This is a genomic window from Bacteroides uniformis (genome assembly GCF_025147485.1).
Taxonomy (GTDB): Bacteria; Bacteroidota; Bacteroidia; order Bacteroidales; family Bacteroidaceae; genus Bacteroides; species Bacteroides uniformis.
Map to the genome: position 1 here is coordinate 1,079,765 of NZ_CP102263.1, position 19,806 is coordinate 1,099,570.

The following is a 19,806-nucleotide window of genomic DNA, read 5'->3' on the forward strand; positions in this document are numbered from 1 at the left end:
TTCTGCTCTCAGTTTGCATTACCTTTGTGGTCTCAATATTGAACAACTATGGCAATTACAATCAAGAAAGTAACCACAAGACGGGAACTGGAGCGCTTTATCCGTTTCAACTACCTGCTATACAAAAACAACCCTTATTCCGTCCCCGACCTTTTCGATGACATGCTCAACACCTTCAACAAGAAGAAAAACGCTGCATTCGAATTTTGTGAAGCCGACTATTTCCTGGCTTATCGGGAAGGTAAAATCGTAGGACGTGTAGCTGCCATCATCAACCACAAGGCAAACCAAACCTGGAACAAAAAGGAAGTCCGCTTCGGCTGGATAGACTTCATCGATGATGCGGAAGTCTCCGATGCCCTGATTCGCACCGTGGAAGAATGGGGAAAAGAACGGGGAATGACACATATACAAGGCCCGCTGGGATTCACAGATTTCGATGCCGAAGGTATGCTCATCGAAGGATTCGACCAGCTCAGCACCATGGCCACCATTTATAACTATCCCTACTATCCGCAACATCTGGAACGCATGGGCTTTGAGAAGGATGCCGATTGGGTGGAGTACAAAATCTACATTCCCGACGCCATACCCGACAAGCACAAGCGCATCTCCGACCTCATCCAGCGCAAGTATAACCTCAAGGTAAAGAAATACACATCTGCCAAGAAGATTGCCCAAGACTACGGTCAGGCCATCTTCGAACTGATGAACGAAGCCTATCAGCCACTCTATGGCTATTCTGCACTGAGCCAACGGCAGATTGACCAATACGTCAAGATGTACCTGCCCATCCTCGACCTACGCATGGTGACATTGATTACCGATGCCGATGACCAGCTGCTTGCCGTAGGCATTTCCATGCCGTCACTCGCCGAAGCGTTGCAAAAAGCCCACGGGCGCCTGCTTCCTATGGGTTGGTATCACCTGGCCAAGACCATCTTCTTGAAGAAATATCCCAAGATGCTCGATTTGCTGCTGGTTGCCGTGAAACCGGAGTATCAGAACAAGGGGGTAAATGCATTGTTGTTCTCCGACCTTATCCCCGTCTATCAGCAACTTGGTTTCGAGTATGCCGAGAGTAATCCGGAGCTGGAGCTGAACGGCAAGGTGCAAGCGCAGTGGGAGTACTTCAAGACGGAACAGCATAAACGGAGAAGATGCTTTGTGAAAGGAATAAAATAAGTTCTAAATCCAGAATATAAGCTTGTCAGAAGTCCATAAAAGACATTATTTTTTTGCGAACCCCCGAATTTCTCATTACCTTTGTCGCAATGCGCAATATGAAGGAATAACGTACTTATGGAAGATAACAACAATATGACCCTGCCGCTGGAAGAAGCAGACAACAATATCACAGAGAGCCCCGTTTCCAGCGTGGAATATACCGACGACAACATCCGCCACCTGGACGACATGGAGCATATCCGTGTCCGTTCCGGTATGTACATAGGCCGTCTGGGCGACGGCTCACAGAACGATGACGGCATCTATGTGTTGCTGAAAGAAGTGATGGACAACAGCATCGACGAGTTCAAGATGGGTGCCGGAAAGCGTATAGAAGTGACTATAGAAGACAGTCTGCGTGTCAGCGTACGCGACTATGGACGAGGCATTCCGCAAGGCAAACTGGTAGAGGCGGTCAGCAAACTGAATACCGGGGGTAAATATGATTCAAAGGCTTTCAAGAAAAGTGTCGGACTGAACGGCGTGGGCATCAAGGCGGTCAATGCGCTGAGTAGCCGTTTCGAGGTACGCAGTTACCGCGACGGCAAAGTACGTACCGCCATCTTCGAGAAAGGAACGCTGTTGAGTGATGTGACCGAAGACTCGACAGAAGAAAGCGGAACCTATATCTTCTTCGAACCGGACGCCACACTCTTCCTGAACTATTCCTTCCAGAACCAGTTCGTAGAAACCCTGTTGCGCAACTACACCTACCTGAATACGGGCCTCACCTTCATTTACAACGGCCAGCGCATCGTTTCCCGCCACGGGCTGGAGGACTTGCTGAAAGACAACATGACCAGCGAAGGCCTTTACGACATCATCCACCTAAAAGGAGAGGACATCGAGATTGCCTTCACACACACCAACCAATACGGCGAAGAGTACTACTCCTTTGTCAACGGGCAACACACCACCCAAGGCGGCACACACCAGACTGCCTTGAAGGAACACATTGCCCGTACCATCAAGGAGTTCTACAACAAGAACCAGGAATATGCCGACATCCGCAACGGACTGGTAGCCGCCATTGCCATCGACGTGGAGGAACCCATGTTCGAGAGCCAGACCAAAACGAAACTGGGCAGCAACAACATGTGGCCTGCCGCGCCGCAGGAACACAAGCCCGCCGGCCCCACGGTGAACAAATACGTAGGAGACTTCATCAAGACGGAAGTGGACAACTACCTCCACAAGAACCCGCTTGTGGCCGAAGTGATGCTGCAAAAGATACAAGACTCCGAGAAAGAGCGCAAAGCCATTGCCGGCGTCACCAAGCTGGCACGCGAACGCGCTAAGAAAGCCAACCTGCACAACCGCAAGCTGCGCGACTGCCGCTACCACTTGAGTGACGGTAAAGGCAAAGACCAGGAAACCGAATCCTGCATCTTCATTACCGAGGGAGACTCCGCCAGCGGTTCCATCACCAAGAGCCGCGACGTGAATACCCAAGCAGTATTCAGCCTGCGTGGTAAACCGCTAAATTCCTACGGACTCACCAAGAAAGTAGTTTATGAAAACGAAGAATTCAACTTGCTTCAAGCAGCCTTGAATATAGAAGACGGCATAGAGACACTGCGCTACAACAAAGTCATCGTAGCTACCGATGCCGATGTGGACGGCATGCACATCCGCCTGCTCATCATCACCTTCTTCCTGCAGTTCTTCCCCGACCTGATAAAGAAAGGGCATGTATATATCCTGCAAACCCCTCTCTTCCGCGTGCGCAACAAAAAGAAGACAAGTTATTGCTATACAGAGGAGGAACGTGTGAAAGCCATTGAAGAACTGGGTCCCAACCCCGAAATCACCCGATTCAAAGGTCTGGGAGAAATCTCGCCCGACGAGTTCAAGCATTTTATCGGCAAGGATATGCGTCTGGAACAAGTGTCCCTGCGCAAGACAGACCTCGTAAAAGAGCTGCTGGAATTCTACATGGGTAAGAATACCATGGAACGACAAAACTTTATTATCAACAACTTGGTTATAGAAGAAGATTTGGCATCATGAGAAGAGCTATCTTTCCGGGAACATTCGACCCGTTTACTATCGGACACTCTTCGGTAGTGAGCCGTGCACTGACTTTTATAGACGAAATCGTCATAGGCATCGGCATCAATGAAAATAAGAATACGTATTTCCCCTTGGAAAAGCGCGAACAAATGATACGAGACTACTACCGGAACGAGCCGCGCATCATTGTGCAGTCCTATGACTGCCTGACTATCGACTTTGCCCGGCAGGTAGATGCCAGTCTGATAATACGCGGCATACGCACCGTGAAGGATTTCGAATACGAGGAAACCATTGCCGACATCAACCGCAAACTGACCGGCATAGAAACCATCCTGCTCTTCACCGAGCCGGAACTTACCTGCGTCAGTTCCACCACCGTGCGCGAACTGCTGCAATACGGCAAGGACATAAGCATGTTCATACCGGAGGGAATGGAGATTAGGGATTAAGGATAAAGGATTAGGGATTAAGGATAAAGGATTAGGGATTAAAATGGAAATGATGAAAAAACTATTTACTATTATAATATGTATATGCGCGGTGACGGCACAAGCGCAAAAGCCGAACAATGAAGCCCTGCGCAAACTGCAAATGGCAGAGTTTGCCATCACCAACCTTTATGTGGACAAGGTGGATGAAGACAAGCTGGTGGAAGAAGCCATCATCAAGATGCTGGCACAACTCGACCCGCACTCCACCTACAACAACGCCGAAGAAGTGAAGAAGATGAACGAGCCGTTGCAAGGCAATTTCGAGGGCATCGGCGTACAGTTTCAGATGATAGAAGATACCCTGCTTGTGATACAACCCGTGAGCAACGGACCTTCCGAGAAGGTGGGCATCCTTGCCGGCGACCGTATCGTAGCCGTCAATGACAGCGCCATTGCCGGAGTAAAAATGAGCACGGAAGATATTATGAGCCGCCTGCGCGGACCGAAAGACTCGGAAGTGAAACTCACCATCGTGCGCCGTGGCGTGGACGACCAGCTGTACTTCACCGTGAAGCGTGACAAAATTCCCATCCTCAGCCTGGACGCATCTTACATGATACAACCCAAAACCGGCTATATCCGTATCAACCGCTTCGGGGCAACCACCGCCGAAGAGTTTGCAGAAGCCCTGAAAAGCCTGCAAAAGAAAGGAATGAAAGACCTCATCCTCGACCTGCAAGGAAATGGAGGAGGGTATCTGAATGCCGCCATCGACCTTGCCAACGAATTTCTGAAGCAAAAAGAACTCATCGTCTACACCGAAGGAAGGGCCGCACGCCGCAGTGATTTCTTTGCCAAAGGTACGGGCAACTTCAAGAACGGCCGTCTCATCATATTGGTGGACGAGTACTCCGCTTCTGCCAGTGAAATCGTGACCGGAGCCATCCAGGACTGGGACAGAGGCGTGGTAGTAGGACGCCGCACCTTCGGCAAGGGATTAGTACAGCGTCCTATCGACCTGCCGGACGGTTCCATGATTCGCCTCACTATCGCCCGCTACTATACTCCTTCGGGCCGTTGTATCCAGAAGCCTTACGACAGCACCGCCAACCTCGACAGCCGCCTAACCGGCGAGAACAGTCAGGATAAGTATAACCAGGAACTGATAGACCGCTTCAATCATGGAGAAATGATTCATGCGGACAGTATCCATTTTGCCGACTCCCTGAAAGCACAGACCAAGCGTATGGGACGTACCGTTTACGGAGGTGGAGGTATCATGCCCGACTTCTTCGTCCCCATCGACACTACCCAGTACACAGACTATCACCGCAACCTCGTAGCCAAAGGCGTGGTTATCAAAGCCACTACCGGCTACATCGAGAAGCACCGGAAGGAGTTGCAGAACAAATACAAGAAATTCGAAGCCTTCAACGAGAAGTTCGAGATAGACGATAACTTCCTTGCCGAAATACGTACGCTTGCCGACAAAGAGAAAATCAAGTTTGACGAGAAACAGTACAACCAATCCCTACCGCTCATCAAGACACAACTTAAAGCCTTGATAGCCCGTGACCTATGGGACATGAACGAATACTTCCAAGTGATGAACAGCACGAACCAGAGCGTGCAGCAAGCTCTAAAAGTGCTGAACGAAGGCATCTACAGCACTATTATCCAATAGCCGACTTGAAACAAACTTAGGCGCGGATTATGCGGATTTAGTTTATCTAACTCCGCGTATTCCGCGTAATTCGCGCCTAAAATCATTCTCCGAACAGCCACTTATTCAGCCACTTGTTGACGTAGATGTTGACCACAGCACATCCAGCACCGATTGCAGCCCCCGCCAACACATCTGACGGATAATGCACTCCCTCGTTCATACGGGAAACTCCCACGGAACAAGCCCACAGGGCAGACGGAGCTATCACATACCATTTAGGATACTTTACACTGAGCGAGGTGGCAAGGGCAAAAGCCGTCGCCGTATGTCCGGAAGGAAAAGACGGGCTGCCTTCATGGCTATATGCATGCACTCTGTCGGGATATTTATCATAAGGACGCTCACGGTCCACCAGATATTTCATTCCATAAGTCACAACAAAAGCCCCCGCTACACTTGTACCTACGTAGACCGCATCTTTCAGCAAACCCTTATCATGTTTTATCCAAGCGGCAACCGCCATCGCCACCGGAACACCGACAGCAACATAGGGCTCCGAACGTGAAATTATCTTATTATAGTTACGGACAAACTTGCCATCCCAACTGTTAACCCGATGCAAAGTGTTAATATCCCAATTCTGTGCCGAAAGACCGGATACAACAAGGCAGATAAAATATACAAAAAAAATAGCCTTTTTCATAAGTCCTTTATATTAGTTTGACGCAAAGATAGGACAAATAGATAGAGTTTTCACAAAAAAATTCTATCTTTGTTGCCACATTTATAATAATTCGCTAATCATTTCATGAGACTGGAAACTTGCTGCAACCGACAGATTGATTGTATGGTATGTCCCCAAAAATCAGAAGGAGTATTGGTTTACCGCCACTACCCCAAGGGACAACATTTCTCTGCTGAAAAGTGCACACAGAACTGCATGATATTTATGCTGAAAGGTGAATTACTTGTAAACAGTGACGAATATCCGGGCACCACTCTCCAAAGCCGCCAGCTCATCTTGCAAGCCATCGGCTCCAAAGTAGAACTCCTGGCTTTGACCGAAGTGGAATATATTGTCTATTGGTTCACCGAGCTTCCTCTGATTTGCGAAGAGCGCTACAAGGAGATACTGAAACGCTCGGAAGCCCCCTTGACTTATACCCCGCTTACCGCGATTTCCATGCTCGAAGGGCTCCTGAAAAGCCTTGCCTGCTACCTCAACGAGCAACCCTATGCGTGCAGCAAATACATTGAAATGAAATGCCAGGAATTGGTATACATATTGACATGCTACTATCCGCTACACCAAATCAGTACATTCTTCTACCCCATCAGCACTTATACGGAAAGCTTCCAATATTTCGTCATGCAGAACTACGACAAGGTGAAGAATGTGGAAGAGTTTGCCCACCTCGGTGGATATACCACCACCACATTCCGCCGTCTGTTTAAAAATATGTATGGGGTCCCGGTCTATGAATGGATTCTGGACAAGAAACGTGAAGGAATTCTGAACGACCTGCAATACACCAAACAACGCATTTCAGTCATCAGCGCCCGCTATGGCTTTGATTCCCTATCCCACTTTGCCCACTTCTGCAAAGACTCTTTCGGAGACACGCCCCGCGCCCTGAGAAAACGTTCAGCAAACGGAGAAAAGATTTCCATTATCTGCAAAGAGCAAGGCAAAGACCAGGAGGACGAGTAAACCTTTTACTTGTCCGTAAACTTCGCATTCTGCCGGATTACGGAATTATTTCTTTAATCGCTTGCTTTATCGCTGGATTTCTCCTATTTTTGCGAAACATTTACAGAAGTATCCTGATAGAACAAATTTTCAAACTATTAAATAACTTAAATTCAATCATTTATGTGGTTAAGTAATTCATCTGTAGGAAGGAAAGTGGTGATGAGCGTTACCGGTATCGCCCTTGTCCTGTTTCTGACATTTCACATGGCGATGAACCTGGTTGCATTAGTCTCGGCTAATGGCTACAACATGGTTTGTGAGTTCCTGGGAGCAAACTGGTACGCATTGGTGGCTACGGTAGGTCTGGCTGCCTTATTCATCATCCACATCATCTACGCTTTCTGGCTGACTATGCAGAACCGTAAGGCACGTGGTAGCGAACGTTATGCCGTTACGGAAAAGCCCAAGACTGTGGAATGGGCTTCTCAGAACATGCTCGTACTGGGTATCATCGTAATCGTGGGTTTGGGCCTGCACCTGGTAAACTTCTGGGCTAAAATGCAGCTTCCCGAGTTGATGCACAACATGGGCATGCATGCCGACACCCTCACGCTGGCATATGCAGCCAACGGTGTCTATCACATTCAAAACACCTTCAGCAATCCGGTATTCGTAGTGCTTTACCTCGTTTGGCTGGGCGCATTGTGGTTCCACCTCACTCACGGTTTCTGGAGCTCCATGCAGTCTTTGGGCTGGAACAACAAAGTATGGATTAACCGTTGGAAATGTATCTCCAACATCTATTCTACTATCGTTGTCCTCTGCTTCGCTCTGGTAGTTGTCGTATTCTTTGCAAAATCATTGTGCGGCGCTTGCTAAATTCAAATTGTAAATGACTAAATTGTAAATTGCATTATGACTAAGATAGATTCTAAAATACCGGAAGGACCGGTGGCTGAGAAATGGACCAATTATAAAGCTCACCAAAAATTAGTGAACCCTGCCAACAAGCGTCGTCTGGACATCATCGTAGTAGGAACCGGACTTGCCGGTGCCAGTGCTGCCGCCTCTCTGGGCGAAATGGGTTTCAGAGTATTCAACTTCTGCATCCAGGACTCTCCGCGCCGTGCACACTCCATCGCTGCACAAGGTGGTATCAATGCTGCTAAGAATTACCAAAACGACGGTGACTCTGTATACCGTCTGTTCTACGATACAGTAAAGGGTGGCGACTACCGTGCCCGCGAAGCTAACGTTTACCGTCTGGCTGAAGTATCCAACAATATTATCGACCAATGCGTTGCACAAGGTGTTCCTTTCGCCCGCGAATACGGCGGTACACTGGACAACCGTTCTTTCGGTGGTGCTCAGGTATCCCGTACTTTCTATGCCAAGGGTCAGACCGGACAGCAGCTGTTGCTGGGTGCATACTCTGCATTGAGCCGCCAGGTGAACGTAGGCACTGTGAAACTGTATACCCGCTACGAAATGGAAGACGTTGTCCTCATTGACGGACGTGCCCGCGGTATCATTGCAAAGAACCTCGTTACCGGTAAATTGGAACGTTTTGCCGCCCACGCTGTGGTAATCGCTACCGGTGGTTACGGCAATGCCTACTTCCTTTCTACCAATGCAATGGCATGTAACTGCTCTGCAGCAATGGCTTGCTACCGTAAAGGTGCCTGGTTTGCCAACCCTGCTTACGTACAGATTCACCCCACTTGTATCCCGGTTCACGGCGACAAGCAGTCTAAGCTGACTTTGATGTCCGAATCTCTGCGTAACGATGGTCGTATCTGGGTTCCGAAGAAGCTGGAAGATGCCAAGAAACTGCAGGAAGGTACACTGCAAGGAAAAGATATTCCCGAGGAAGACCGCGACTACTACCTGGAACGCCGTTATCCGGCATTCGGTAACCTCGTTCCGCGTGACGTTGCCAGCCGCGCTGCCAAAGAACGCTGCGACAAGGGCTTCGGCGTGAACAACACCGGTCTTGCCGTATTCCTTGACTTCTCCGAAGCTATCAACCGTCTGGGTAAAGATGTCGTTGCACAACGTTACGGCAACCTCTTCGATATGTATGAAGAAATCACTGATGTCAGCCCATACGAAAACCCGATGATGATTTATCCGGCTATCCACTATACCATGGGTGGTATCTGGGTTGACTACGAACTGATGACCTCCATCAAGGGACTGTTCGCCATCGGTGAATGTAACTTCTCCGACCACGGTGCAAACCGCCTCGGTGCTTCCGCCCTGATGCAAGGTCTGGCCGATGGTTACTTCGTATTGCCTTACACTATCCAGAACTATCTGGCCGACCAGATTACAGTTCCCCGTTTCTCTACCGACCTGCCCGAATTTGCAGCTGCAGAAAAGGCCGTTCAGGAGAAGATTGACTGGATGATGAACATCAAGGGTAAGAAGTCTGTAGACTCTATCCACAAGGAACTGGGCCACATTATGTGGGAATATGTAGGTATGGGACGTACGGCCGAAGGCTTGAAGGAAGGTCTGAAGAAGCTGAAAGAAGTCCGCAAGGAGTTCGAGAAAGAACTGTTCATCCCGGGCGACAAGGAAGGTATGAATGTAGAACTCGACAAGGCTATCCGTCTGTACGACTTCATCACTATGGGCGAGCTGGTTGCTTACGATGCACTGAACCGTAACGAAAGCTGCGGCGGTCACTTCCGTGAAGAATATCAGACTGAAGAAGGCGAAGCCAAGCGTGACGATGAAAACTACTTCTACGTGGCTTGCTGGGAATATCAGGGTTCTGACGAAAAGGAACCGGTATTGCTGAAAGAGCCGCTGGTTTACGAAGCAATCAAGGTACAGACTCGTAACTACAAGAGCTAATCGGGAAGTTGAACATTTAAAGAATTAAAGAAAATGGATAAAAATATATCATTTACGCTCAAGGTATGGCGCCAGAAGGGTCCGAAAGCAAAAGGCGCTTTTGAAACATACCAAATGAAAGATATCCCGGGCGATACTTCATTCCTCGAAATGCTGGATATCTTGAACGAACAGCTGATTTCTGAAGGTAAAGAACCGGTTGTATTCGACCACGACTGCCGCGAAGGTATCTGCGGTATGTGTTCGCTCTACATCAACGGACATCCCCACGGTCCTGCAACCGGCGCTACGACTTGCCAGATTTATATGCGTCGTTTCAACGACGGCGATACCATCACTGTTGAACCGTGGCGCTCTGCCGGTTTCCCGGTTATCAAGGACTTGATGGTCGACCGTACGGCCTACGACAAGATTATGCAGGCAGGCGGCTACGTCAGCGTACGTACCGGTGCTCCCCAGGATGCCAACGCTATCCTGATTCCGAAGCCCATCGCTGACGAGGCTATGGATGCTGCCAGCTGTATCGGTTGTGGTGCTTGTGTGGCTGCTTGTAAGAACGGTTCTGCTATGCTGTTCGTTTCTGCCAAGGTGAGCCAGCTGAACCTGTTGCCCCAAGGCAAACCGGAAGCATTGCGCCGTGCCAAGGCTATGTTGAGCAAGATGGACGAACTCGGTTTCGGTAACTGTACAAACACTCGTGCGTGCGAAGCTGAATGCCCGAAGAATGTTTCCATCAGCAACATTGCTCGCCTGAACCGCGACTTTATCATTGCGAAACTGAAAGACTAATCCGGTCTTTCTGCAAATAATATAGGATGCGCTTCGGATAAACCTTTTGAGCAAGCTCAGATTTATCACTCAGCTTTCACTATATTTGATTAATATCACAAGAGACTCCTCTGCCGGGAAACCGCCGGAGGAGTTTTTTTATGACATGCCGTTTACTTCAGATAAATTGCCGGCACGCAAGCTACGGGGAGAAGCCCCGAAATTCTTTTTGCAGAAATTGGAAAAATGAGGCAGCGATTCAAAGCCATATTTATAGCAAATCTCTGATATAGAAGCATCCGTATAACGAAGTTCATAAACCACGCTTTCCTTCCTCCGTTCCATCATCCACTCGTACACCGGTTGATGAAAAACAGAATTGAATATACGCCGGAAAGTAGCTACTGTATATCCTCCCAACTGGGCAAGTTCCTCTACCGTCTTGACTTTGGCATGATTCTGCAAGACAAAGTAGTGGAAGGAATTAGTATACTGGGCAAGAGGATGTATCAGCATGGAAAGCTCATAGTCGGAGTAGTAATTTCCAAGAATGAAAGCAAGTTCTTTCCGTTTGAAACAAAGTATTTCCCGGCAAATCTTCTCCTCGGACAAATAGGCCTTGGAACTTTCCAGAAAGAGCTGCAACTCGGGAGTAATGGTCAAAGGATAGAATATCAATGGAGGGGTAACCTCTTTCATAATATGGTTATACCGGTCCTCACAGAAGAATTCAGGCTTACTGAACCGGTAACAAACGCATTCCACATCCGTCATGGCAAGTATTTCGTACTTGGAACCAATAGCTTGAAGGATGAACTCACCTGCATGCAACACAGTTCCCGCATACTCCTTACTGTTGACAAGCACTTCTCCTTTCAGCAGGAAAATTATAATATTTTCCTCACACTTTCGCGCCGGCAGATGGAATCCTCTGGGGTGGGAAGCATATATTATTGCATTGTCCACAGCCTTGGGACATTGAGCGCATTGTTTTTTACCTCTGCAAGCAGAAGAGTTGGGCATCGGCAAGTAGATTTGTTTGTTTGTTGCAGTGACAAAAATAGATAAATAATACTCATAAAAGAAACATTCCCCGAAAACTTTCATAAAGAAGTTTCGGGGAATGAATAAAATAGAAGTAATTCAGTTTTTTATTGCGGACAGTGCCGTTTTATTTTTCCACGTTCGTATCATCAGCCGTACTCCATGGACCAACTTCAGGTACAAAGGTTACTTTTGCCGCCTTATTGGCCAGCGTCAGCGTATAACGTATCTTTTTGCCTTCACCCCAGGCTTGTGTATCATTCAAGTCAATGGCGGAAGTTACAGTATCAAGAAGAACGTCTTTCTCATAGATGTCATAGACAACATTGATTTTGGCATTCGTATCCAACGTCTGGGGCATCAACATCCAGGCTGCATTCATTTCCACACCCGTTGTATTCACTTCCAATGCACTGCCGGCAATCGTATGCGCATAAGTGGCTGTTCCTTCTTGTGACTTCCATGTTGAATCATCAAAACCATAAGTTCCCTTATTGTGCACGCCGGATATTGTAAGTGTTTTCAGTTTATAAGTCAAAGCGTCGGCTGCCTTGACAGTGAAATTTATTTGGGTCAGTATATGGCCGAATTTCAAAGATACCCCACTGGCATTTGATGCCTTGGTTGCATCCGTCACTTTCGCGGCTACCAAGTCCGTTTGGGCAGCTACATCTGCTACCGTATAAGTAATGGAAGGATATATAGCACCAGCAGCCGGTTGATTGTACGTCAAGGCTCCGGTACCCGGATTCCCGTAAGCAAAGAACTGCAAGTTATCCGTCATTGGCCAATAATATGTTCCCCCAGTCAAACTCCAGTTGGGAGCACTATAGGTTACTTTAACATCTGTCATGAATTCCTTCATCGCATCAAAAGTCGCAACGGAGGCCATTGCTGTCGCTCCCGTATTATAAGCATACACAGTGAACCCTACCTTCTGCAATTCCGGCAAATCAGTCACTGTGGCTCTCGTAGTGTTACCCACTACTGTTCCCAATTTAATCTCTGCCTTTTGTCCGGCATTCTCTATCTCCTCACTTTCCGAGCAACTCATTACTGCTGCTGCAGCCAAAGCCAAAAATAAAACCTTCTTCATAATTGTCTGTTATTAAAGTTAATATATTTATTTGTCTGTTTGCTATCAATTCACTGGTAGCTCCACATCCGTCTCATCATCCCAATCGTCCACATCGCCACCAATCCCTCCATCTCCTTCATCGGTTCCCGGTTCCAAATCATCCACCACAACCTTGTCCTCCGGTACGGGAACTTCGATATGGATTTCCGACCCAGGAACGCCCACATCAGGTTCTTCTTCGCCTCCTCCCGAGGGAGGAGCTGTTTCAATCACTTCCGTGATGTCTACCTTCACCTCTTGAACCGTTTTATCTCGTTTCACAATCTTCAGTGTCAGCAACATAGGACTATCCGCACGGGTCTTGGTATCTTTCAGTAATACAAAACTGGAGAAATACCCCCATAAAAGCCCGTTTTCACGCTTTGTATCCACACATATAGGTACCTCGCTCAAATGGCAAGCACGGTTGCCTATAAAGTAACTTCCGTTCAAGCCGTCCACATGGCAGATGATGCTCGATATTCTATCCCATCCTTCCACCTTTATATCAAAGGAATAATGGTCCACTACCGCTTCCGGCTTCCAGTCCAACGGAAGCGCCACATCACTCTGCCCTATTTCCACCTCGTCCAAAGCCACCACATACAAAGGGTCGGGCGACCAAACCATATTTTCGTGTACATCCAGCCCCGTACAGTGTCCCGTAAAAGCCTCAATCGTCTCATAACTCTCGTCGCCCCGTATCTGTATACTCTCCGTATTGAAGTTATAGGCCACCACCGCATACTTCCCCGGCGGTACCTTCACCTCACCCCCTCCGGCAGGCAGATAACTTTCAACCTTTCTCCCCTGAGTATCTTTCGGATAGAAGATAATCCGCATGGTCTGCGGCAGCTTATCCGTCACCCCTTTCCAATCCAGTTTAATCTGTACTCCGCTAACGGGATAATCATCCAGCATATCGCGGAAGTCACAGCTTCCCAGCATTGGCAACAGTCCGAAGAACAGCCAGAGAATCATATGCCGTGCATCTTTCATACCACTCATCTCCCCGACGTTAGAAGCCATACCAAAGAAATTTTTGCTTTTGTCGGCCCGATAAAGTGATACTTTCCACTACTGACCCAAACCAAGTCATTTCCATAAGAAGTATATTTCCTGTACTCCGTATCCAAGTATCCAATGCCCACACTGAATTCAATCGCCAGATGCCGAGCCAGTGGACGCACGTATCCATAAGTTATTCCTGCAGCTGCGTAATACTTCCCCCGGTATCCCTTCTCCTTTTTCAACTGAAAATCATAGGTACCTCCTTCGGCATATGCTCCCAGGAAGTGTCCGGACAATCTTCCGCGCGTATGGCGGTTTCCCAACCAGTAACGCGCCTCTGTCCCTCCCGAAAGGAGCTGATAGCAGAAATTACATCCGCTGTCAGACCACCAAGGGCATTTGTACTCAACATTCAAAGACCACCTCTTTCCCAATGGCAGCTCCACTTCTATGTTCGGAGCCAAGGCCAGGTCGTAAAGCAAATTATTTTTTAACGCCAGCACCGTTTTACAAGTATGGCTATGGGATTCTGCCGACTTATTCTGCCCTATTACCTGCCCCGACATCATACAAAAAAGGAGTAGCCAAAGGACATATATAAAAATGCGTTTTCCCATAATTTCGCGTTGTATATAAACAAAAGTAGAAGATAATTACCGAATAAAAATCACTTTCCATCACTCTTTTCAAAGGCTGAAAGGTTCTGTGAAACGATTGAAACAGATTTGCAACTTCTGCCTTATCCGGGACGCTGTGAATAGATTCTTCTCTCTCAAAAAGTCAATCCGTGTGCGAAAACAGTAAAATTCAGTGAAAGAAATACAAAAGAAGTAGCAGGAACATTCTGAAATTTGGAAGATAACAACGGGAACCTTACATTTGTAATGTGATTTTTTTCATAGTATTAGATTTAAGGTTAACAAAGGTTGGAGTACAGCGGTACTCCTTTTTTTATGCCCATACGTTTCTCCGAATGACAAAAAATAGCTATCTTCGATGGCTTTTATAACTGTTAAAGAAGAAAACATCACCACTTGAGCCCATTATGAAAAAACCGGTACTCGCATTGCTTTCCATAATCCTACTTACCGCAGGATGTTCCCAACGGCCTGCCGCCACCACCAAGATACCCCTGACCAGCGCACACCGTGGTGCCGCCACCATCGCTCCCGAAAACACAATGGCATCCGTAGATTCGTGCATCAAATACGGTGTAGGCAATATAGAATGCGATGTCTGCATCAGTAAGGACAGTGTCTTCTACGTACTGCACGATTCCACCCTCGACCGTACCACCAACGGTACCGGCGCCATCTCCCAATGGCTGTCCACCGACATCGACACACTGGATGCCGGCTCTTGGTTTGCGCCCCGATTTGCCGGACAACGGGTACTACGCCTTACCGACCTGCTACGCAAGGCCAAAGAGCACGGTTTAAGAATCACCATCGACTACCGCAACGGCGGTCTGCACCAATTACTGAACTTGATAAAGGACGAAGGCATGCTGGAAAACTGCAACTTCACCTTCAGCAAGGAGTATCATGCCAAATGCTTCAGAAAGATGGCACCCGAGGTAAGAACCCTGCAAGCCTACATCAAAAGTGAAAAGGACATAGAGCATGTCGTAAAGGAACTGCATCCCGACATCGCTGTCGTCTGGATTGACTCCCTTACCCCGCAATTCGTAAAGAAATGCCGTGAGCACAACCTGCAGGTACTGGCACTCGTCCTGGGGCTGGACGACAAGACGGAAGAGAACCAGAAGGCAGTCGACCTGGGGGTAGACATCATAGCGACGGACCACCCGGAAAAGTTCATCATGAAATACGGGAAACCGTCCATGTAAGGCAAGAGACCTGCCGCGCTCAAGTCAGCAAGTGATAGACACCGCCCACCATTGCCTTGACCACTCCCTTCATCTCCAACTCAAAAAGCAAGGCACTCATCCGGTTGACGGGTATGTCCGCTTCCACCACCATCGCATTGATATGGAGGTCTCCCTGCCGCATAAGAATACGCACAACGAGCTCCTCCTCTTCCGTCAGTTCCGGGAAGAGATTACGCTGGATACCTTCTGTCCGGGCAGGCTGCTCCGCTACGGCCCAGCCCATAATCTGCACAAACTCTTCCGCACTCTGGATAAGGGCGGCCTTGTTGTCGCGTATCAACCGGTTACAACCGATGGAAGATTCGTCCGTAACACGCCCCGGAACGGCAAAGCAGTCACGATGGTATCCCTCCGCCAACTCTGCAGTGATAAGGGAACCTCCCTTTGCGGCAGACTCCACCACAATGGTAGCATCACTCATACCCGCCACAATACGGTTGCGGCTGACGAAATTATGCTTGTCCGGATTCGTCCCGGTAAGGAATTCGGTCAACAGTCCGCCTTGTGCCAGCATGTCGATGGCTGTTTTCCGGTGTACATACGGATAGATGCGGTCCAGTCCGTGAGCAAGGACAGCAACGGTAGGGAGATGATTTGCCAAAGCGGCCTGATGGGCATGGATATCTATCCCGTAAGCCAGTCCGCTTACTACCAGCACATCGGGACAAAGAACGGCCAAATCGCGCAGGAAGTCGGCACAGAATTGCTTGCCGTAATCGGTGGCACGGCGTGTACCTACCATATCGATGACATGCAGGCGGTTGAAATCGGTGTTTCCTTTAAAGAAAAGTACAATCGGCGCATCCTCACATTCGCGCAAGCGGGAAGGGTAAGCCTCATCCTTCAACGTCAGGCAGGAAAGACGATTCTTCTCTACAAACTCCATCTCCTGCTCGGCACGCAGAAAGGCAGCGGGACAATCAAGAGCCGTCACTACCCCCGGATTCACACCGGGCATGATTTCGGGGAGCTCCTTCCGCCGACTGAATACTTCGGCAGCACTGCCCATACCCTCTATTAAACGCTTTGCCCCGATATGTCCTATACCGGGGCAAAGTGTGAGAGCTATGCTGCAAATCCGTTCGTCACTGTTCATTCCACCACAGATTACACAGATTCACACGGATTGAGATAAGGGGCAAAGAGACGGTCGAACAGTTCGCTATCGCTTAACCGTCCGTTCACCACACATACGGTTTCAACTATGCCTTTGAGACAGACTTTGCCGTCGGAAGCACGGAAGATATCTTGGTAAAAGACGTACTTGATACCCTCCTTCTTCATGTAGAGTTTGGAGACAAACTCGTCACCACTCCTCAGGGGAGTCTTGAAAGCCATATTGATACGTGCCACTACCGGGTCTACCCCCTGCTCGTGCAGTCCGGCAAAGCTGACGCCGGCACTCAACAGAAACTCATGGCGCGTATGCTCCAGATAATGCTGATAATTGGCATTATTGACGATGCCTTGCAGGTCGCATTCATAGTCGCGCACCTTCATGGGAAGTTCATAGATATAATTCATATTTACTATTGGACTATTTACTATTTGATACTTAGCCACGTTGTTTCTCCACATCCAAGCCTTTGAACTTCTTCAGTTCCTCTACGCTGACCAGCTTGTAGAGTTTGTCACTGGGACGTATTTTCACCGATTTCATCGAGAAATGCTGGCCTTTCTTTACAGTCTGCACGGGTTTCAAATCGACGCGTGCCTCGTCCAAAGTGACGAATTCGGCACCCGTTGTGGGACCCGTAATCAGCAACTTGTCGCCTACGCTCACTTCGGCTGCTTCTACCAGGAACTCTGCCACACCGATGTTTGAGAAGTAGCGGATGCCCTTACCCACATAGATTTTACGTTCCGTAGCGGCAGAGCCGTAGTTCTTGGTCCATTCGCCCAAGCGTTGTCCCAGGTAGTAGCCGTCCCAGAAACCACGATTGAAGACCGTCTTCAAACGTTCGTCCCACCGGGCAATTTTCTCATCGGTGAATGTATCGTCCAGATAGGAACGGATGGCTTCTTTGTAACACTCCACTACCGTGCGCACGTACTCGGGTCCGCGGGCACGTCCTTCTATTTTGAAAACACGAACACCTGCATCCAGCATCTTGTTCATGAAGTGGATAGTTTTTAAGTCTTTGGGGGACATGATGTATTGGTTGTCCACCTCCAATTCCACATCCGTCTCCTTGTCGCGCACCGTATAACTACGGCGGCATACCTGCATGCAGGCACCGCGGTTGGCGGAGTGGTTCATTTCATGCAATGAGAGATAACACTTTCCGCTGACTGCCATGCAAAGCGCACCGTGGCAGAACATCTCTATACGTATCTGCTCTCCACTGGGACCGCAGATATTCTCCTCACGGATATGTCGGTAGATTTCTGCCACCTGCTCCAAATTCAGCTCACGCGCCAGCACCACCACATCGGCAAACTGCGCATAGAAGCGCAGGGCTTCCACGTTGCTGATGTTGAGCTGTGTGCTGAGGTGTACCTCCTGCCCTATCTGCCGGGCATAGCTCATCACTGCCACATCAGCGGCAATGACTGCCGAGATGCCTGCCGCCTTTGCCGCATCTACAATGGTACGCATCAGCGGAATGTCATGGTCGTATATAATGGTATTGACGGTGAGGTAGCTCTTCATGCCATGTTCGTCGCACGTCCGGGCTATTTCCCGCAAATCGTCGATAGTGAAGGTATTTGCCGAACGGGCACGCATGTTCAGGTTCTCGATACCGAAATAGATGGAGTCGGCACCTGCTTGTATGGCTGCTGCGAGAGATTCGCGCGAGCCTACCGGTGCCATGATTTCGAAGTCACTGATTGAGTGTTTCATCATTTCTTTTTGAATTAGAGTATGCAAAGGTAGGCTTTTTTCTGTACTTTTGCGGACAAATCCGCTTAGATTATGAAGATTAAAGATATAGACCTGGGCCCACGCCCCGTATTCCTCGCCCCGATGGAGGACGTCACCGACCCTGCTTTCCGCCTGATGTGCAAGCACTTCGGAGCAGACATGGTATATACCGAGTTCGTTTCTGCCGATGCCTTGATACGCTCCGTAGGCAAGACCCAGCAGAAACTGAACATCAGCGATGAAGAGCGGCCCGTAGCCATACAGATATACGGACGGGACACCGCCACCATGGTAGAAGCCGCCCGCATTGTGGAGCAGGCACATCCGGACACGCTGGACATCAACTTCGGCTGCCCCGTGAAGCGCGTTGCCGGCAAGGGTGCCGGTGCCGGTATGCTACAGAACATTCCGCTGATGCTGGAAATCACCCGTGCCGTGGTAGATGCCGTGAAGATTCCCGTCACCGTGAAGACCCGCCTGGGCTGGGATGCCAACAGTAAAATCATCGTAGACCTTGCCGAGCAGTTGCAGGACTGCGGCATTGCCGCCCTCACCATCCACGGCCGTACCCGCGCCCAGATGTATACCGGCGAGGCGGACTGGACACTTATCGGCGAGGTGAAAAAGAACCCACGCATGCACATTCCCATCATCGGCAACGGTGATATCACCACTCCCCAACGGGCCAAAGAATGCTTCGACCTCTACGGTGTGGACGCCATCATGATAGGCCGTGCCAGCTTCGGCCGCCCGTGGTTCTTTAAGGAAGTGAAGCATTATTTGGAGACGGGCGAAGAACTCCCTCCGCCGAGTTCCGAATGGCGGCTGAACGTACTCCGCCAGGAAGTGGAAGACAGCGTCAACCTGCTGGATGAACGACGGGGCATACTGCACGTGCGCCGCCACCTGGCAGCAAGCCCGCTCTTCAAAGGGATTCCCAATTTCCGCGACACCCGGATAGCCATGCTGCGGGCAGAGACGAAGGAGGAACTGTACCGCATCTTCGAAGAGATAGAACCGTTGCTGCCATAGGAGAAAACCGCATACGATTTTTACCATCGAGTCCGATACTTGAGCAATCATCCTCACGCCCCTTCTTGAATAGCTTCTGAGAGGGGGGGAGTATTCAGACGCAGATGACACGCTTTGTTGCCATCCGCATAACTCACTGTCTGTCAGCAAGAAATTTTGCCAACCACTTGCCTTGCCCTTGG

17 protein-coding genes and 1 pseudogene are annotated in these 19,806 nt (G+C 49.1%); 10 read left to right on the forward strand and 8 right to left on the reverse strand.

What is annotated here, in order from left to right; translation table 11 throughout:
* Positions 1–48: 48 nt before the first annotated feature.
* The 4 genes from NQ510_RS04130 to NQ510_RS04145 all read left to right on the forward strand — a co-directional run bounded on the left by NQ510_RS04130 (position 49) and on the right by NQ510_RS04145 (position 5,358).
* Positions 49–1,185: a hypothetical protein gene (locus NQ510_RS04130; RefSeq protein ID WP_005830912.1), complete on the forward strand. Its 1,137-nt coding sequence runs from the start codon at positions 49–51 to the stop codon at positions 1,183–1,185.
* Positions 1,186–1,302: 117 nt separating this feature from the next.
* A complete protein-coding gene (locus tag NQ510_RS04135; RefSeq protein ID WP_005830915.1) occupies positions 1,303–3,237 on the forward strand; it encodes a DNA topoisomerase IV subunit B in 1,935 nt (644 codons plus the stop codon).
* Positions 3,234–3,692 (forward strand): pantetheine-phosphate adenylyltransferase, encoded by a 459-nt coding sequence (gene coaD / locus NQ510_RS04140; RefSeq protein WP_005830918.1) that lies wholly within the window; start codon positions 3,234–3,236, stop codon positions 3,690–3,692. Before NQ510_RS04135 ends, coaD begins: the two co-directional genes overlap by 4 nt.
* 52 nt (positions 3,693–3,744) lie before the next feature.
* Positions 3,745–5,358: a S41 family peptidase gene (locus tag NQ510_RS04145; RefSeq protein WP_034526010.1), complete on the forward strand. Its 1,614-nt coding sequence runs from the start codon at positions 3,745–3,747 to the stop codon at positions 5,356–5,358.
* Between the two features lie 82 nt (positions 5,359–5,440).
* Here the strand turns inward: NQ510_RS04145 and NQ510_RS04150 are convergent, their stop codons facing one another.
* On the reverse strand, positions 5,441–6,043 hold the full coding sequence (locus tag NQ510_RS04150; RefSeq protein ID WP_005830921.1) for a phosphatase PAP2 family protein: 603 nt from the start codon (positions 6,041–6,043) through the stop codon (positions 5,441–5,443).
* A 105-nt stretch (positions 6,044–6,148) separates the two neighbouring features.
* On the opposite strand from NQ510_RS04150, the gene NQ510_RS04155 reads away from it, so the two are divergent.
* The 4 genes from NQ510_RS04155 to NQ510_RS04170 all read left to right on the forward strand — a co-directional run bounded on the left by NQ510_RS04155 (position 6,149) and on the right by NQ510_RS04170 (position 10,684).
* Positions 6,149–7,051, forward strand: coding sequence for a helix-turn-helix domain-containing protein (locus tag NQ510_RS04155; RefSeq protein ID WP_005834304.1), 903 nt, complete (start codon positions 6,149–6,151; stop codon positions 7,049–7,051).
* Between the two features lie 162 nt (positions 7,052–7,213).
* Positions 7,214–7,912, forward strand: coding sequence for a succinate dehydrogenase/fumarate reductase cytochrome b subunit (locus NQ510_RS04160; protein ID WP_005830923.1), 699 nt, complete (start codon positions 7,214–7,216; stop codon positions 7,910–7,912).
* A 36-nt stretch (positions 7,913–7,948) separates the two neighbouring features.
* A complete protein-coding gene (locus NQ510_RS04165) occupies positions 7,949–9,895 on the forward strand; it encodes a fumarate reductase/succinate dehydrogenase flavoprotein subunit (RefSeq protein ID WP_005830924.1) in 1,947 nt (648 codons plus the stop codon).
* 33 nt (positions 9,896–9,928) lie between these two features.
* Positions 9,929–10,684, forward strand: a complete 756-nt coding sequence (locus NQ510_RS04170) for a succinate dehydrogenase/fumarate reductase iron-sulfur subunit (RefSeq protein ID WP_005830925.1) — start codon at positions 9,929–9,931, stop codon at positions 10,682–10,684.
* A gap of 138 nt (positions 10,685–10,822) precedes the next feature.
* Here the strand turns inward: NQ510_RS04170 and NQ510_RS04175 are convergent, their stop codons facing one another.
* The 4 genes and pseudogenes from NQ510_RS04175 to NQ510_RS04190 all read right to left on the reverse strand — a co-directional run.
* A complete protein-coding gene (locus NQ510_RS04175; RefSeq protein ID WP_008662453.1) occupies positions 10,823–11,686 on the reverse strand; it encodes a helix-turn-helix domain-containing protein in 864 nt (287 codons plus the stop codon).
* A 148-nt stretch (positions 11,687–11,834) separates the two neighbouring features.
* Positions 11,835–12,803 carry a fimbrillin family protein gene (locus NQ510_RS04180; RefSeq protein WP_005830928.1) on the reverse strand — a complete coding sequence of 323 codons (969 nt, stop codon included), beginning with the start codon at positions 12,801–12,803 and terminating at the stop codon, positions 11,835–11,837.
* 45 nt (positions 12,804–12,848) lie between these two features.
* Positions 12,849–13,853, reverse strand: coding sequence for a DUF5119 domain-containing protein (locus tag NQ510_RS04185; RefSeq protein WP_034525948.1), 1,005 nt, complete (start codon positions 13,851–13,853; stop codon positions 12,849–12,851).
* Positions 13,829–14,344: pseudogene (locus NQ510_RS04190) on the reverse strand (DUF3575 domain-containing protein); the annotation flags it as partial. The gene NQ510_RS04185 and the pseudogene NQ510_RS04190, both read right to left, overlap by 25 nt.
* Positions 14,345–14,880: 536 nt before the next feature.
* On the opposite strand from NQ510_RS04190, the gene NQ510_RS04195 reads away from it, so the two are divergent.
* Entirely contained in the window at positions 14,881–15,684 is an 804-nt protein-coding gene (locus NQ510_RS04195) for a glycerophosphodiester phosphodiesterase (protein WP_005830938.1), read from the forward strand.
* Between the two features lie 19 nt (positions 15,685–15,703).
* On the opposite strand, the gene dprA is transcribed toward NQ510_RS04195, so the two are convergent.
* From dprA to NQ510_RS04210, 3 genes are read right to left on the reverse strand one after another with little or no spacing between them, the layout of a single operon-like run.
* Positions 15,704–16,822 (reverse strand): DNA-processing protein DprA, encoded by a 1,119-nt coding sequence (dprA, locus tag NQ510_RS04200; protein ID WP_005830940.1) that lies wholly within the window; start codon positions 16,820–16,822, stop codon positions 15,704–15,706.
* A gap of 11 nt (positions 16,823–16,833) precedes the next feature.
* Positions 16,834–17,250 (reverse strand): acyl-CoA thioesterase, encoded by a 417-nt coding sequence (locus NQ510_RS04205; protein WP_005834284.1) that lies wholly within the window; start codon positions 17,248–17,250, stop codon positions 16,834–16,836.
* Between the two features lie 31 nt (positions 17,251–17,281).
* Complete coding sequence (locus tag NQ510_RS04210; protein WP_005830944.1) at positions 17,282–18,574, reverse strand: peptidase U32 family protein; 1,293 nt, start codon at positions 18,572–18,574, stop codon at positions 17,282–17,284.
* A 69-nt stretch (positions 18,575–18,643) separates the two neighbouring features.
* On the opposite strand from NQ510_RS04210, the gene dusB reads away from it, so the two are divergent.
* The gene (gene dusB / locus NQ510_RS04215) at positions 18,644–19,624 is read left to right on the forward strand and encodes a tRNA dihydrouridine synthase DusB (protein ID WP_005830947.1); all 981 of its coding nucleotides are present in this window, start codon (positions 18,644–18,646) and stop codon (positions 19,622–19,624) included.
* The last annotated feature ends 182 nt before the right edge of the window (positions 19,625–19,806 follow it).